General features: G+C 56.3%; 14 protein-coding genes. 8 read left to right on the forward strand and 6 right to left on the reverse strand.

All coding sequences use genetic code 11. The features are described from left to right. Positions 1–23: 23 nt before the first annotated feature. Positions 24–536, forward strand: coding sequence for a hypothetical protein (locus O6760_RS30655; RefSeq protein WP_269586404.1), 513 nt, complete (start codon positions 24–26; stop codon positions 534–536). Between the two features lie 54 nt (positions 537–590). After that, positions 591–1307, forward strand: coding sequence for a hypothetical protein (locus tag O6760_RS30660; RefSeq protein WP_269586405.1), 717 nt, complete (start codon positions 591–593; stop codon positions 1305–1307). Positions 1308–1333: 26 nt separating this feature from the next. Here O6760_RS30660 and O6760_RS30665 read toward each other — a convergent pair whose 3' ends face one another. Continuing rightward, positions 1334–2695: a hypothetical protein gene (locus O6760_RS30665; protein WP_269586406.1), complete on the reverse strand. Its 1362-nt coding sequence runs from the start codon at positions 2693–2695 to the stop codon at positions 1334–1336. A 285-nt stretch (positions 2696–2980) separates the two neighbouring features. Between O6760_RS30665 and O6760_RS30670 the strand changes: the two genes are divergently transcribed. Then, a complete protein-coding gene (locus O6760_RS30670) occupies positions 2981–4906 on the forward strand; it encodes a TIR domain-containing protein (RefSeq protein ID WP_269586460.1) in 1926 nt (641 codons plus the stop codon). Beyond that, positions 4903–6459 carry an argonaute/piwi family protein gene (locus O6760_RS30675; protein ID WP_269586407.1) on the forward strand — a complete coding sequence of 519 codons (1557 nt, stop codon included), beginning with the start codon at positions 4903–4905 and terminating at the stop codon, positions 6457–6459. Before O6760_RS30670 ends, O6760_RS30675 begins: the two co-directional genes overlap by 4 nt. A gap of 38 nt (positions 6460–6497) precedes the next feature. Here the strand turns inward: O6760_RS30675 and O6760_RS30680 are convergent, their stop codons facing one another. Continuing rightward, a complete protein-coding gene (locus O6760_RS30680) occupies positions 6498–7697 on the reverse strand; it encodes a hypothetical protein (RefSeq protein WP_269586408.1) in 1200 nt (399 codons plus the stop codon). Next, on the reverse strand, positions 7694–8023 hold the full coding sequence (locus O6760_RS30685) for a hypothetical protein (protein ID WP_269586409.1): 330 nt from the start codon (positions 8021–8023) through the stop codon (positions 7694–7696). The genes O6760_RS30680 and O6760_RS30685 overlap by 4 nt, the downstream gene beginning before the upstream one ends. 919 nt (positions 8024–8942) lie before the next feature. Between O6760_RS30685 and O6760_RS30690 the strand changes: the two genes are divergently transcribed. Both O6760_RS30690 and O6760_RS30695 read left to right on the forward strand, forming a co-directional pair. Further along, complete coding sequence (locus O6760_RS30690) at positions 8943–9332, forward strand: hypothetical protein (protein ID WP_269586410.1); 390 nt, start codon at positions 8943–8945, stop codon at positions 9330–9332. Further along, positions 9329–9853 carry an RES family NAD+ phosphorylase gene (locus tag O6760_RS30695; protein WP_269586411.1) on the forward strand — a complete coding sequence of 175 codons (525 nt, stop codon included), beginning with the start codon at positions 9329–9331 and terminating at the stop codon, positions 9851–9853. Before O6760_RS30690 ends, O6760_RS30695 begins: the two co-directional genes overlap by 4 nt. Before the next feature lie 22 nt (positions 9854–9875). On the opposite strand, the gene O6760_RS30700 is transcribed toward O6760_RS30695, so the two are convergent. Continuing rightward, on the reverse strand, positions 9876–12332 hold the full coding sequence (locus O6760_RS30700; RefSeq protein WP_269586412.1) for an ATP-binding protein: 2457 nt from the start codon (positions 12330–12332) through the stop codon (positions 9876–9878). After that, positions 12329–12538 carry a hypothetical protein gene (locus O6760_RS30705; protein ID WP_269586413.1) on the reverse strand — a complete coding sequence of 70 codons (210 nt, stop codon included), beginning with the start codon at positions 12536–12538 and terminating at the stop codon, positions 12329–12331. Before O6760_RS30705 ends, O6760_RS30700 begins: the two co-directional genes overlap by 4 nt. A 202-nt stretch (positions 12539–12740) precedes the next feature. Here O6760_RS30705 and O6760_RS30710 point away from each other — a divergent pair, with 202 nt between their 5' ends. Both O6760_RS30710 and O6760_RS30715 read left to right on the forward strand, forming a co-directional pair. Further along, positions 12741–13298, forward strand: a complete 558-nt coding sequence (locus tag O6760_RS30710; RefSeq protein ID WP_269586414.1) for a DarT ssDNA thymidine ADP-ribosyltransferase family protein — start codon at positions 12741–12743, stop codon at positions 13296–13298. Continuing rightward, the gene (locus O6760_RS30715; RefSeq protein WP_269586415.1) at positions 13291–14004 is read left to right on the forward strand and encodes a DarT1-associated NADAR antitoxin family protein; all 714 of its coding nucleotides are present in this window, start codon (positions 13291–13293) and stop codon (positions 14002–14004) included. Before O6760_RS30710 ends, O6760_RS30715 begins: the two co-directional genes overlap by 8 nt. Before the next feature lie 75 nt (positions 14005–14079). Here the strand turns inward: O6760_RS30715 and O6760_RS30720 are convergent, their stop codons facing one another. Beyond that, positions 14080–14745, reverse strand: coding sequence for an SOS response-associated peptidase (locus O6760_RS30720; protein WP_269586416.1), 666 nt, complete (start codon positions 14743–14745; stop codon positions 14080–14082). Positions 14746–14756: the final 11 nt, after the last annotated feature.

Here is a 14756-nt window from a genome sequence, read left to right on the forward strand (position 1 = left end):
CTAGCGAGGAGCGCCCAGACGTCTTGATTTTCGATCATGTCCACGGGCTGCGACAAACAGAAGATCCCTCGCGAGTGTTGCTCGTCGAGTTCAAGCGACCTGGGCGAACGAGTTATTCTGCGGATGACAACCCTCAGCATCAGGTCGAGCGCTATGTCCGTCGGCTGCTGGAGGGAGGGAAGCTAGATGTAAAGGGGCGGCCGATTAAGCTGAAGGAGGATACGGTCTTCTATTGTTTTATCGTCGCTGACATCGTGGGCAAAATGGATGACTGGACCTACTCATGGGATCGAACGGCTGATGGTAGAGGGCGTTTCTATCAACCTCGGTCGGGCTTTAAGGGATCAATCGAGTTAATTTCGTGGGACACTCTCCTTAGCGACGCGAGAGAGCGAAATCAGGCCTTTTTCGACCGCGCCGGTATCTCGGGGAAAAGCTTCTTTATCGAGGCACAAGAAACAGCTCATCAGCGTCTTCGGGCGGAGGACAAAGCGGCCACGATCATGGATCCGTCAGTTGGCGCGACCGCGGTGTGATAGGAAAATAGCAACGATAAGGGTGGGACTAGCCCAAGCTTTGCGGAGGCCTGTATGGGGCTGATAAACCTTGAAGACCGCGAGAAACGGGCCATCGCCGCGATCGACAATGGCGAGCTTGATCGGTTGGTCGATGAGGCCATCACCTATGAGCAACACGGCAAACTCAATAATCTGCCGCTGCACGACTGTGGGGACTATGTGTCCAGCAAGTTGCGATACTTCGATCGAGCGCTTGCCGATTACCGGAAAGCAAAGTCGGCCAAAAAGCGCGAAGAGACACGTTATTATGCGCAAAAGGCTGGTCGCGATCTGACCTTTGCGGTCAGGCAGATGAAGCAGCGACTGGAGGTCGAGGAGCGTGAGGGTCAGATATTTCATGTCTTCGATCCATCGATGCCCCTAGTCGCTCCGAGCGAGAGCATGCGGGTCCGTGTCAGCTATCGGTGGCGCGAGAGCCCGGAAGACGATTGGAATTCTGGATCCATTCTCTTCAAGTACAAGTTTCGGCCCCGCAGGGACCCCTACACACTCACGCAACCGAAGCCGAAGCGAAAGCCGAGCGCGAGAAAGCTGGCTGAAGATCGTGAGAATGAGCTGCGCCGCGAATGGGAGCATCTCGAGCAACTGGCGCATTGGTCAGTGCGAGATTACTTTCGGGCAGGGCACGACGGTGCTGCCATTCCTGACGAGTTCGAGGTCAAAACCGACGATTGCGACCATCTGAACAATTTCAGTGCTGACTTCTGGGAGCGAAGTCGCGGCTCGTAGTGAAGTCGGCTCGAGGTCCATATGAGTCATCGCAGATGCGAGCCCGGAAGGCCGTCGTCATCGCCGAAGAGCAGATGGTTGGGAAGTGGTCCCGTTCCTTTGGCCGATCCCACCGGATACCAAGCCATGGTCTCGGTGACAGCGGCGCTTTCATTGCGCGCAGTGACAAGCTCGTTCATGAAATAGTTCCCGTACACCATTCGCAATCTGGTTGTTCCAGGGTCGAAGGTTCGCATCTGGTCACGATTGAATTTGTGTCGAAGCCCGTCCGCGCTGTTACCGCCGACGGCCTCGTATCCAACGTGGATAGCGCCGGGGCGATCGCCTGGGAGCTGATCAGAGGCTCGTGCTACGAGTCCCCTGAAGTGCATTGCCTTTCGACGTGCGGCTTCCTCGGAACTGGATCGCCACGCCACAAGGCTGACGTGGTCGACCCACGTCGCATGAAGCGGCCGACCCTCGGCCGGCTGCCATTCACCTTCGATGGTATAGTCGATGGTTGGTTCATAAGCACCGAGCAGCAACTCAACCATTCGACTTGACCCAAAATAGATATCGTCGTGTGTCAGGACGCTGTGCAATTGTGCCCAATCGACATCAAAGACGACACCGGCCGCTCCATCGTCAGCCCATTCAAACGGCTTATTGCCATCTAGGAAGGTCTCAACCCGGTCGACCAAATAGTCGTCACCGAGGCGATGAAGCTCTTCCTTGAACCGAACGAGAATGATGAGTGGCCGATCAGCTTGCCGTGACCTGGCGTGCGCTCGTTCAGCCATACGTTCTCCCGCCAGTCGCTCATTGCGAGCGTATCCCGACCGGCCGGCGCGCTTGCACTCCACGGCCCAATGTGAGCGTCCGCGATCGACGAACAGGTCGTTGCGTTTGCCGAGCCCTGGTGCTTCAGGAACGAAGGACACACTGTCCCATCCTCGCCGTTTGTAGGTGGCCGCGACCAGGAGTTCGAAGATCCCATCGTCCGGTTGCGATAGGCTCTTCGTCATCAAACGTTCGGCTCTTTCCTTTGCGCCCTCGATCTGCGAAAGCGTTGGAAGCATTTGACCGATCCGCCTGAATAGCGTCACGATCCGATACCCCAAGGGCAGGAAGAAATCAGGACGAATGGTGGGATCGGCATAACGCCGCGCTTGATGCAGATACCAAGCGATCTCGTCAGCCGGGTCGAAAAGTGGGACGCGATCACCGAGGGCCCACTTTTCCTTTGCCGCCTGGAATGTCGCCTCCACAGCGTCGGCACGAGTCTTCCACGCGTCGGAAGGAACCAACTGTTCAAGCCAGTCGGCGGCTGTAAGAATTGCCTCGTCGCGCCAGTCCTGACCATGCCTCTGCGCTATCCAGGTGATGTCAGAACTGGGGATTTTGACCATTCCGTGTTTCCACTACGCACCAATTTCTTAGGTTGATCATTTAGTATCGCTGATCTCACGCACAATATGCGTGCATGAACGCCGATCGGATTCGTTACTGATGTGCTACGAATACTACTAGCATATGATTTGTGGATGATTTGCACCGGCTACGTATTGCGCACCAAAGAAATGCCCAGGACTTTAGTGCGCAAATAGAAAACAGTGTGGGCCAAACTAGTCGGAATCGGTTGTTTCCGATTGTGCCGCTTGACCCTTCTGATTCCGTACCGCCATGCTGTGCATATGAAATATGATTTTTCGAGCCTTTCTTACAACGATTTCGAGGATCTCTCCCGCGACCTGCTGGGGCGTGAACTGGGTGTGCGCTTCGAAGCGTTTCCGGAAGGCCCGGACGACGGAATGGACGGTCGCCATTGTGTAGGCGAGGGATCGATCATCCTGCAGGCGAAGCACTATTACCGATCTGGATTTTCAGCGCTCAAATCGAAGATGGGTAAGGAAAGGGCGTCGATCGATCGATTGCAGCCAAAGCGCTACCTTCTGACGACATCGACGCCGCTCACCCCAAACAACAAGCGAATCCTCGCGGGCATCATTGGACCGGCCCTTCTCTCCGAGGGTGACTTGTTCGGGCCTGACGACCTGAATGCTCTCCTCAGAAAATTCCCGGACATTGAGAAGTCCCACCAACGGCTCTGGGCACAGAGCACGACGGTCCTTGAGGAGGTCGTCTCAGGCGCTGTCAAACAGGCAATGGCCCGACCGAGCGAGGTCCCTCCTGTCCTGGCAAATCTGCTTTCGCCTCGCGGTTCCACGGAGGAAGGCACCGAGGTTGTCGAGCGCGACGTCATTTATCTGATCAAATCGTCCCCGATCGACGACGAATTCGTTCTTTGGCTGGCCCCCAAGCTCGAGGCTGAGGGATATCGTGTGTTCGCTGACATCCTCACGCTGCAGCCCGGTGATCGTTGGCGTCGGGAAACCAACGCTGTCTTGCAAGCTCGCACGGCGAAGGTTTTGCTGCTCTCGAAAGACGCAACGCTTGCCGACCAACATGTCCAGGACGATCTCGACATAGCACTTGAGACCGGAAATGAGCTCGGCGACAGCCGGTTCATTGTTCCGTTGCGGCTGGAACCTGGACGAAAAGTCAAAGGTATTGGCGATGCGGTTCCGGTCGACTTCGTTCGCGGCTGGGCCGAGGGACTGACAACGCTCGTCGATGCGCTGTCGCGCCAGAAGGTTCCGCGCAGCTTGGAGGCTCCGACGATCGACCGTAACTGGGAAATCTTTCGCAGACGCGGAGCGGTCCCGCTCGTCGAAGAATCCGAGCGACTGACCTCAAATTGGCTTCGTGTCGTTGAAGCTCCTGATGTTATTCGGTTCTACGAGGCCTCAGGCGTCATCGACGCTCGCTCGCTTCAGACGGCTATCGATGCCTACCCATATCCAAGCGCGCTCCAGGGATCTGGCTTCATCACCTTTGCCGCGCAGGCTGAAGTTGATGAGGCGTTCGAGTCCGCGGGACGATTTAAGCTGAAGCGGGAAATTCCGCTGTTGGACTTTGTTGGCAATGGCATACCGGAGATCGGCATTGAGCGCCAAGTAGCCTCCAACCTAGTCATCGCGATGTTGAAGAAGGCCTGGTACGCATACTGCAAGAAATGCGGATTCCTAGAGTATCAGTATTCTAACGGAACGGGCTTCCATGCATCGGCAGAACAGGCACCGACGGGTCAACGGATCCCATGGGGAAAGCAAGGAGAGCGGCGCTCCTCGATGCTCCGCAACGTGGCCAAAGGCCACATCTGGCAGTTCGGCGTAACGGCCATGCCTTTCTTCTGGCCGTTCTGGCATTTCAAGCTGAAGTCGAGGGTACTCTTTTCGACCGACAACGGTACTGCGACAGGGATCGATATTGACGACCCAAAAAAGCTTCATCGACTGAGAAGGAGCCTGTGCAAGGGCTGGCGAAACAAGCAGTGGTTCGGTCGAATGCTAGCATTCCTTGAGCTCCTGTCGGGGGAGTCTGCCTACATTAGATTGCCAATGTCTTCGGACACCGCAGTTGTCCTAGAAGCGGCCCCCGTGCTGTTTTCGTCGCCTGTCAGTACAGCGCTTCCCGACATTCTTGACGCCGATGAGGAGGAGACCGATCTCAGCACCTTGGGCCGACCCGCCAATGACGACGAGGAGGGTGCAGCATGAAATTTCCAGAAACCTCGCTCAAGGTCGAACATTTTCACGAACCGGAGCTCGAGTTCTCCTTCGGGCAAAACAGTCCGCATCCGAAGGATGGTCTTTTCTTGTATGGGCCACACGCGAAGGCAAGAAAGACCCGGGATATCAGGGTAGGAGTCGTCGGCACGAGCGCGGGCATTAGCCATTTTCGCAACTGGAGCCACAAGCTCAAAAAGGTCGTAGAGGTTCCACCGCCCGGAAAGGGTGAGAAGGCGGACCGGCTTCACCTGGCCAACTTCCCCGGACTGGAAGAAACCTTTGGGATCGCATTCGATCCTGATGAATGCAGCGCGCTATCGATTCCTCTGAAGGACATCGACAGGGCGACCCGTATCCTCAATCTCAATGAAGCCGTTGAGAAGGTTGCACAGCTCTATATCGATCGGGTGAAAAAGCATCTGAAGAACGAAGAAGGCTCGGTTGATCTCTGGGTGCTGGTCTTGCCGGAAATTATCTATGAAAGATGCCGGCCTGGTTCGAAACGAACCGGTCTTCCCATGGAAAAAGGCGACTTCGGCAAAAAGCAGAAGGCTCGTTCAGATCTTCCTCTTTTGTCGTCCGCGGGCGTGATCGATCAGTCTGGTGAAGAGATCTTTGAAGACGTTCCCGACTTCCATCGTCGGATCAAGGCCGAGTTCCTAAAGATCGCGCCGACGCAGCTCATCCGGGAGACGACACTTGCGCCAGAAGCGTTTCTCAACAAGGCTGGGTATCCGGTTCGAAAGACGCAGGATGCGGCCACAGTCGCATGGAACTTGGCGACTGGGCTCTACTACAAGACCCAGCCTCGCCCACCGTGGCGCCTTGCAGGGGTGCGGCCGGGAGTTTGCTACATCGGCATGGTCTACAAGAGCCTGCCCAACGATCCCGATGGCCACGCCTGCTGTGCGGCCCAGATGTTCCTCAATGAGGGAGACGGTGTCGTCTTCCGCGGAGCAAACGGCCCCTGGAAGACGGGTGACTACGAGTTTCATCTGAAGAGGGATGCAGCGAAGAACCTCCTCGAGCTCGTCTTGGAAACCTATACCTCTACGTATGATGGACCGCCGAAAGAGCTGTTCATCCACGGGCAGACCTACTTCAATGATGAAGAGTGGAACGCGTTCGTTGAAGCGGCGCCAAAAGAGACAAACGTGATTGGTGTCCGCATACGCACCACGGGCGGCGAAATGAAACTCTTTCGTGATGGCGACTACCCGGTGCTGCGTGGAACGGCATTACTGCTGGATGAGAAAACAGCCTATCTGTGGACGACGGGATATGTCCCGCACCTTGATACCTACATTGGTCCAGAGACGCCGAACCCGCTGCACATTACGGTCATGCGAAGCAAGAACGCCTTGCCGGATATTCGAACGGTCCTTGCGGACATCATGGGCCTCACGAAGATCAACTACAATTCCTGCAACTTCAACGACGGTCTGCCGGTCACGGTGCGCTTCGCTCGTATGGTGGGCGACGTGCTGACGATGGGTTCTGCGAAGGGTGAAGAAAAGCAACCCTTCAAATTCTATGTGTAATTGGCATCATCATCCTGGGTGACTCGAAGGTGCGTCAATCAGGATAGCGAGGTGAGCATTTCGCCAATGGCGCTGTCTTGCCCGGCAACCGAGAGTCGGGACCACCCGAGGTTCGCACGCTCGAACATTTCCTCGCGATCGAGACCGCCCAAAAGTCCTAACGAGAAATGGTTCCTGTCGACGAAGCGCTTCTTGAGCGTATCTCCCTCGGCAGACACGAGGGCGGCGAAAGCGGAACTGACTTCGTGAGGTTCAGGGCCGGATTGGTTCGCTCCCCAAGATTGAGCGGCATTGGCTGCCATAAGCAGACCGCGAATGTTGGCACGGTTTTCGTGATTGCTTAGTCTGCCACTCTGACGCCAGTCCTGAATTTTGACCGATCGATCCCAAAAGCAGAACCATTGCATGCGCCCCGCCAACATCAGGTGCAACAGGTCGTCCGCGACAACACACTCCTCTGCCTTGTACCCGTGTTCGTCAGCCCAACCGAGCAAGTGCTCGCTCGCAAAGACGTCGCACCATATTTCTTCGTAGTCGTTTGGGCGTTGGAGGTGTCTGCGAATTTGCGCCACCACATCTCCTAACTCATGGTCTTTTACCAGCAACCCCTTTTCTTGAAGCTCTTGATCAACGGGCGTAAGTTCCCGTTTTCGTTTGTCTGAATGGGATGGATGAATATTGGCGATCGTTGATCGGATCCGCTCGTCGATCTCAGGGATCATTTCGGGCAAGACGCGATAAAGGATGTGTGCCAGTTCATGGAGGGCGACGTAAACTCGGATCAGGCGCCGGTAGCGGTCCATTCGATGGTCGTCGTCAACGGTCACTGAGAGCGACTCCGGCATGAATTCGTCAGTCAGCCTCAGAATGAACTGTGCGACGGCCGGGTCCTTCTTGAGAAATATCGAAGCTGCGAGGTTGGAGTAAGCCGCTAGCCCCAAAGCCTGGTGGACGCTCGCATCGCCATCCTGCTCGTCACAAAAAATGAGAGCCAGAAGTCCGTCCAGACGATTGGTGAAGTCCGTATCCCAAAGAAGCACAGCTCGTTCGCTGAGCCGTTCGAACAAAACTTCTACCGAAGACGCGGTCGTGGATACTTCGATGATCGAAGCGACACCATCAGGTAGGGCTTGACCGAAAACGTGCCGGACATCGACAATATACTCATCGCTTTCAAAATCCGTCCTGCACATGCGATCGAAATCCAACCGTGTGCGGGCCCAACGCGGTATGATCAATCGCTCTCGCTCCCGTCCTCCTTGTTATGGAGCGAGCGGAGAATCTTTGCTGCCTCTTCTGGAGTTGCTCCTTCGATTTCCACTTTTCCGTCCTTGGAAATCGTCACTTTTGAGATCTTCTTGCGGGCAACTGACTTCTCCAAAACATCAAGCACCTTGCTGATTACCGGGCTACCAAGGATGGCTGCAATCAGCCAAGAGAGTTCCCCCTCGACGCCGGTGATCTCATTTCCCTCGACTTCGGAATAGTCATAGCCCGCTAGAGCCATTGCCATCTCTTCGGACAGTTCTTTAGCACCTATGATGCTGATTTCGATTTCACTCATTTGGTTTCCTTCCTTTCCCGACACAGAACCCATGCCCCTCTTCAACATCGCGCCTGTCGACCAACGTTGGAAGCGACACTTCATCGCTTTTAGTCAATTCGGTGCCTGCGCTATGCCCGTCGGTTCGTGATCAAGATCGGAAAAGGGGTCAGAGCAGCCGGCTATATGATACCCGCTGCCCTCGACCTGCTACGCGTGTTGCCGTTGCGGCCATAATAGGATTGCTGAAATCACGTTCGATGATATCGAACTGGTCACTGCCGATTGCCGCGAAGCGGGCACCACCGGCCTTCTCGATCGCAGTCCGCAGTCGACCGATGAAATTCTCTGGTCCGTCTGCGGTCGAAAACGAAACGGAGTGGGTCGGACTGGCTAAGTCATCAACGTCTACGTATGCGTGGAAAGACCCTGCCTTTGAGAAGTCCTCCCAACGCAACCCGCGGACGCTGGACACCGGATAGGTATTGCCTCTGGGCATGGTGATCGTGCCGGCGCAATAATCGACGCGTACCCGGCGTTGCCTGAATGATTCAGGCGTAACAACTGGCCGTTCCGCGATAGCTATCGCGGATCTCATCAACCACTTTAGGGAAAACCAGATCAGAGCGACGTCGACTGCCCAAACCCACCATGGTTGGCTGCGATAGACCTCGACAATTTCGTTCCAAGTGATGCTCATAGCTTCGGACTAGTTCGCTTCTTTGTTCTTATTATGTGCGCTTTCTGCCGTCACTTACAAGCACAGAAGCTTCAAGGACATCTTTTCGGGTCATAATGGCGTCAAGCATCCAGAAGCCTCTAAATTTGCCTTGTTTTTTGGGGGATGGGGCGTTGATGAGCAGCTAGGGCTTTTACCGATTCGACTTGATATGCTGGAAAATGTGCATATATTGTGCGTTGAACAGTGCGGAGATTAGTCATGGCACATGCCCTTGCTGAACAGGCCAACGTAGTCGTATCGAAGTTCGTGGACAGCCTCCAGGAGCCTCGGACACCTTATATCTCGCCGGCGCGCTTTTCCGAGGTGCTTGGCGTGAAGGTCATGGCTTTGGCGGAGCTGACCGGCGTGCATCGCAACACGCTGCGAAATCCATCATCCGAGCGTCTGCAATTAAAGATGCGTGAGATGATCAAGGTGATTTCGGCTGCTGCAGAACTCACGGGCGATATTCAAAAGGCCATCTATTGGTATCGAAATGAACCCATCGCCGACTACGACCACCGGACGGCGGCCGAGCTGGTTGCGGATGGTCATGCTGATGCGGTCCTGGCCTATATTCGCGACCTTGAGAACGGAGCTCGCGGGTGAAAATCACTCGCATTGGTCCAGACTCCGTCTACCATAGATATCTAACACCGCGATGGGCGTTCCTTCCGATCAGCGGGGCGGGAGCGGCTGGAGATGGCGGCCGCTTCAACCGGCCGGGCGTCGAAGCATTGTACCTGTCGGAGGCCCCACAAACAGCGCTTGAGGAATATCGGCAAGGCGCCACAATCACTCCGCCTGCCACACTCGCGGCATACAAGATTACGTTGGAAGAGGTTGCCGATCTATCGGAGGGGTTCGACCCGGATCATTGGGATTCCACTTGGAGTGAGTGGGATTGCCAGTGGCGCAAGATCGCGCGCATCGACAAGAACATTCCGCCATCGTGGAAACTCGCCGATATCGTTATCTCTTCCGGCCTACGCGGTTTGCTTTTCCCGTCTCTGCGTCATGCCGGGGGGACGAACCTCGTCTTATTTCCCGCGAATCTGACGGGTGCGGACTCAGTCGCCGTCCACGACCCCGACGGCCGGCTTCCCAAAGACCAGTCTTCGTGGACCTAGGCACAAGGAGCCAATGGCGCGGTCAGGCGCCTTTTTCGAGGAGATTGAGATTCAGTTTGCCACATCCGCAACGCAGCGCTTCCTTCTTCCCGCGGTCCGGCGAGACTGAATACATCTCGCCGCAGGTGTCGCATGCATAGGAACTGGCGAACTCCCGAAACGCCGCCACAACCGGTCCAAAATCTTCCTTCTTCAGGTCGGCCCATTCGTTGAAGTGGACAGCCGTGTTGACCTGCCAATTGTCGTAGCCGGTCTTGACCTTTGCCTCCGAGAACGCCGCCTCAATCGCAGTAATGCGCTCGACGACATCCTTCTGGTTCCAAGAGTTGGCGGCCGACTTCGCTTTCTTCAGCAAGCTCCCAAGCGTCGAAGTGGCGTTTGGCAACAGGTCGCCAAGCATGAACTGGGCATCGCCACGAAACTCGACATTCGCGCGCAGCCGATCACAGGCCTCCTTGGAGAAATGTTCCAGATAGTGCCTGAGAAGTGCTGCGGCACCGCGCACGTCGTTCTTGGCGAGATAGTCCTCAATTTCTGTCCACACGTCCCGGTCATCCCACTCGGTCGGACCAAGGTCGACGGTCCAAGTCCGAAAATGAGCGAAGTTCCGGCCTTTGATCAGACCTTCCGACTTCATATGGCGCAGCCATATCTCGTCGTGGGTGGTGAAAATGAACTGCGTGTCCGGGAACATCTCACTGAGAAGCGCACACACCTGGCGCCGATGGCCGGCGTCAACCGACATGAGGACGTCATCGAGGACAGAAAATGTGAAACGCTTGCCAAGCAGGTGGTTCATGAGAGCGAGATACAGGCAAAGGCCCATTCCGTCCTGGTGACCTTCGCTATGATATGCCCCGGGTGGAAAGTGGCCTCGTCCGTAGAAGTCGACGTCAAACCCGAGCTTGCCGATTGAAGGCATCAGCTTTGCGGTGAATGCGTTTTCGTCGTCCTCATTGATCTTGCGATAGTAGTTGGCAAAAGCTGTCTCAACGTCCTTGTAGATCTTCTCCAGCGCTGCCGTCGTGACTGTTCCGTAGGTTTTCAAAACCGACGTTGCACGCTCGGCCTGTTCCTTTCCAGCGATATGCGCCAGCCGTGCAGCGCGATAGTGTCCGAGACGCTCGTCCGCCAGAATCAGAAACTCACGAGCGGCATCCTGCTTCGTGGGCTCCGGAATCGCCGCGATCGCCGTTTGCAGTGTGGCCAGGTCCGATTGCAGATCCGGGACCGCAGTTGCGGCGGCGAGTACGTCACGGGTGTCGCTGAGGGGAAGGAGCTTCTGCACCTGCTGATATCGGCCGCGCAATACCGTCCTGAATTCGTCCAGCGCCGTAACGTCGATCTTCGGCGAGAAGAGCGCGGCGTGATCGATCATCGTTGCCAGCGCAGAGCCGGCTGTGTGCATTTGATCGAGGATTGGTTTCAACTCGGTCTCAAGTGCCGCCCGCCGTTTGCTCACGTCTTCAAGATGAGAGAGCTTTTCGGCAAGGTGCGCTTCGAAGACGTCAGGCTCGAAGGCCGTGTCGCACACCGGGCAGGCCTTCCCGTCATAGAGCTCCAATGCTGATTTCAGCAACGCTTCCCGCGACAGGCCATCCAGGCTGTCGGCATCTTTGCCAAGCTCTGCGGCGCTATCGTCCACTGCTTTGCAAGCGGCCTTAAAGGCATCGGATTTCAGGGCTTCAAGTGCCTCACTCAGCGTCTCGAGGTCCTTTCCTGCCTGACCCTTTGGTACGCGCCCGGGCGCACTGGCTGCGGTCGTTGTAAGCCCGTCTTTGACCGAGGTATTGGCTTCCAGGTCGGACAAAGGCGTGAGGCCAAGTAGCTCTCGTCTCGGGTTGGCGGCTTCGAGCACCGATTTCTTAGTGAGTTGTGGCGTGTCCAGAACGGCCAGCAGTTTGTTTATCGCGTCCGTTTCGGTCCTCTCCAATCCTGGCAAAGCTCGATTGCAAGTGTTGGCGATCTTCTGCAACACGCCGCGTAGCTTTTCGATGTCGTCCAATCGCAAAAGCGCCTGGACCTCCTTTGAGCGCTGGCCGGGCTCCGACAGGACATACCGGATGAGCTCCCGGCGCGACAAAACGAATTCCGGATGCAGGTTGACCGTCTCCAGAGCGTCGACAACGTCCTTGTCCGGTGGAGTGATGGTCGGCGCGCCGGCGGACTTCACCGTCCGAATGACTCTGGCCTTCTTGTTCCCGAGCGCGGGTATGATCACATCCACCGTAACCGAGGCAGCTTCCGGCTTGTTACGACTGTCCACGTGAGGGCCATGTGCCTTGACCGACAAACCGCCTGTGCCCGCGCCGGCAAGCCGGGAGATGTTGCCCGTCAAGGCAAACTCGATCGCGTCAACGATCCCGCTCTTTCCAGTGCCGTTCGGACCGCAGGCGGCAAAGTTTTCGCCCTTGAGATCCAGAGTGAGATCGCGGATGCCGCGAAATTCCTTGATCGTGATTTTATCGATCCGGATCATGGCGCGTCCGGAAACAGGGCGGCGCGGATGGCAGGCTCAGCGAATACACCGTCTTCGAGCACGACTTTGCGCAGCCGCTTCGCAGGCTCAGTGGTGCCTTCATCCTTTTCGAGGGTATCGAAGAACTCCTCGAGGATTTTGGCGGCAACCGATTTCACCTTTGCGGGTGGCTCCTCTGCCGTTGAATTGTCGTCCAACTCGTCCAATGCGTTCCTCCTACACGCTTCCACCATAACAGGTTGCGCTTTCTGCGAAAGGCGGCAATCGGCTCGGCATTAGTAAAGGAAAAGTAGTTGCTGCGCCCAAGTCGATCTCGAAATCCTCATTGTTTGCTGAGTTGCTGAAGACCACTCGCTGTCGAAAACCCGCTGATGCATCTCTGTTTGTCAGATGAATATACTGCTAGTATTGCGCTTCACCGAAAAATCAGGCTTTCGCACTGTTATGGTTGCAATCGACTCAATAGCTAGAATACCGCTCCTCTATCATTTCACGGACAGAAGGAATCTGCCGCTGATCCGGGAAATGGGCGGCCTCTTCCCACTGTCGCAGCTTTTGGAGAAGGGAGTCGAGGTTCCTGCGCCCGGGGGCAACGAATGGAGCCGCGACGCTGATGCCTGGAAAGGCATGGGCAATTACGTGCACCTCTGCTTTCGGAACAATCATCCCATGGAATTTGCGGCTCGGCAGGACAGCCGGATTGTCGACTCGATCTTCCTGCAGATCCACCCGTCGGTCATGCAGTACGATGGCGTTCGATTCACCGACGACGTTGCCAATAAGAGCGGCGTCGAGTCGGTGCCGATAGGTGAGGCGGATGCATTGATCGACTTCCAAGTGTTGTACACTCGGACAGACTGGTCGGATCCGGGGGTCCAGCAACGCTTGAAGCAGGCCGAAAAGTACGAGGTATTGGTGCCTAATCCCATCCCACTGGAGCTCATACGGAACATACCCAATGGCTGAAAGACCGATCTTCGTCCCTGCGCTCGAGGCAGACGGGTACGTGAAGCGCATGGATTTCGATATCCAGTGGGCGGGAGGCTTTGCCGACGTTCAGAAAAAGAAGAACATCCGTTCGCTTCACGAAGCCGCCGAGCGCGCGGGCTATTCGCCACTCTTGGAGATATCGAGCAAATCGGACGAAGTCGCGGGTCGTCACCTCAGCGCCTTTCACCTCCGCATCGAGCTCGGATCGACTGACATGCCCTTAGAATGTGCATTTCAGGGAAGCAAAGTATTCGAGCGGGGTGGTCCATACACGGATCTGTACGGTGCCGAACCCAAGGTGGCCAAGCGAGACCCGCGACTTCGGGAGTCTGGTCCGCTAGTCGGATTCCGGTTTGACGGCTTCGAGTTCCCGTTGACGCCGCCGACCGTCTTCTATGACTGGCTGTACCTGACAGCGATTTTCCCGCATCGCGTCTGGCTGAAGAACCGAATAGACGGAGAGATCCGTTACGCCGGATTTACCGACATAGAGTTCAATCCGGCAAAGTCCATCAACTGTCAGGCAAAATCGTGTGCGCTGTTTGTATCCCTTACGAGGGAAAACAAGCTCGAACGCTATTTGAAAGCGCCCGAAGATTTCATCAATGCGATGTCGCTGCATTCGTCAACATCGTCGGAACCGCAATCTCATTTGCGACAAGCTCGACTTGGTATCGGTTAGTTAGCGACCCACCCTGCGTGAGCGGCCGCCTCATTCATCGACGAATTGGTCTCAGCGGCCAGTTCTCAGATCGACCTATTCATCATCCTTCGGATTGGCCGGTGGCTCCACAATGACCAGCATGTTGCCGGGCAGCGGCCGCTGCAGGTGTTTGACGTCGGTCCATTCCCCGGTCAGCCAGAGATCGACCTCTTCCGGTGTCGTTAGGATTGCCGGCATGGCCTTTTCGTGGATGGGCTTGACGATCTCGTTGGGTGTCGTCGTGAGGAACCCATAGAGCTCATATTCTTGCTCCCCGTCGCGGACCTTCCGCACACCCTTCCAGGGCGTCCAGAACCCGGCAAAGAACATCAGCGGCCTGTCCGGGTTCTGCGCGAACCAGGCGTTCGGCACGCGGCCGCCTTCCACCTTGCTTGCGGGATCGGGCTCCGCGAACGACGTGAACGGGACAACACACCGGCTTGTCGGCCCCAGCCAGCGGCGCCAGTGCGGCGATCCGACATTTCGGATATTCGTGACCCCGCGATCGGCCTTGCCTTTGACGAAGGCCGGTGGCGTCGGCATGCCCCAGGTGGCGCTGACGATCTCCCGATTGCCATCGTCGCCAACACGGACGATCGGCGCCAGGGTGTTTGGATAGACGTTCAAGGAAGGCTCGTTCCAGCCTGCCTTGTCGGCCATCGCCTTGGTGAACTCGACAACCGCGTCCCGTGTCGTCGTCAGATTATAGAGATTGCACAAATCCTTCTCCC

This window comes from Roseibium sp. Sym1 (assembly GCF_027359675.1).
In the GTDB taxonomy this organism is placed as follows: domain Bacteria; phylum Pseudomonadota; class Alphaproteobacteria; order Rhizobiales; family Stappiaceae; genus Roseibium.

Coding starts and splice junctions, on each gene's coding strand:
- O6760_RS30685 (WP_269586409.1), bottom strand. CDS start 8,023: ATGAGTGAAATCGAAATCAGCATCATAGGTGCTAAAGAACTGTCCGAA.
- O6760_RS30675 (WP_269586407.1), top strand. CDS start 4,903: ATGAAATTTCCAGAAACCTCGCTCAAGGTCGAACATTTTCACGAACCG.
- O6760_RS30670 (WP_269586460.1), top strand. CDS start 2,981: ATGAAATATGATTTTTCGAGCCTTTCTTACAACGATTTCGAGGATCTC.
- O6760_RS30700 (WP_269586412.1), bottom strand. CDS start 12,332: ATGATCCGGATCGATAAAATCACGATCAAGGAATTTCGCGGCATCCGC.
- O6760_RS30660 (WP_269586405.1), top strand. CDS start 591: ATGGGGCTGATAAACCTTGAAGACCGCGAGAAACGGGCCATCGCCGCG.
- O6760_RS30665 (WP_269586406.1), bottom strand. CDS start 2,695: ATGGTCAAAATCCCCAGTTCTGACATCACCTGGATAGCGCAGAGGCAT.
- O6760_RS30715 (WP_269586415.1), top strand. CDS start 13,291: ATGGCTGAAAGACCGATCTTCGTCCCTGCGCTCGAGGCAGACGGGTAC.
- O6760_RS30690 (WP_269586410.1), top strand. CDS start 8,943: ATGGCACATGCCCTTGCTGAACAGGCCAACGTAGTCGTATCGAAGTTC.